We start from the raw sequence: 502 nt of genomic DNA, 5'->3' as shown, positions 1-502 counted from the left end.
GGCGAACGATTCGATCTACGGCCTGGCGGCCAGCCTGTACACGCGCGACGTGAGCGTGGCCCACCGTGTCGCCAAGCGCCTGAAGGCCGGGACGATCGGCATCAACACCCACCACGTCGTCGACGTCGGCCTGCCCTTCGGCGGCTTCAAGCAATCGGGCTGGGGCCGCGAGATGGGCTACGAGGCCATCGGGCAGTACACCGAGCTCAAGTCGATCGGCATCGCGCTGTGAGCGCCCGGAAAGGAATGCAGGCATGAAGATCAAGGCAGCAGTGCTCGACAGGATGGGGGCCGCACCGCCCTACGCGCGGAGCCGCCCCCTGGCCATCCGTACCGTCGAGCTGGACCCGCCCGGGCCCGACGAGGTCCTGGTGAAGATCGCCGCGGCCGGTCTTTGTCACTCGGACCTGTCGGTCATCAACGGCGACAGGCCGCGCCCGATGCCGATGGCGCTGGGCCATGAGGCGGCCGGCGTGGTCGAGGCGCTCGGGCCGGGTGTGCG

At 69.7% G+C, this 502-nt stretch carries 2 protein-coding genes; both read left to right on the top strand.

Features of this window, described 5'->3' with window-relative positions; all coding sequences use genetic code 11:
• Positions 1–232, top strand: a 232-nt coding sequence (locus AC1DTN_RS39415; protein ID WP_477925708.1) for an aldehyde dehydrogenase family protein, incomplete at its 5' end; no start/stop codon positions are given.
• 22 nt (positions 233–254) lie between these two features.
• On the top strand, positions 255–502 hold a 248-nt coding region (locus tag AC1DTN_RS39410), incomplete at its 3' end, for an alcohol dehydrogenase catalytic domain-containing protein (RefSeq protein ID WP_477925706.1).

It is taken from the genome of Rhizobium sp. 01T444 (genome assembly GCF_056398305.1).
Note: the sequence above shows the minus strand (reverse complement) of the source record. Positions and strands in the feature narration are given on the sequence as shown.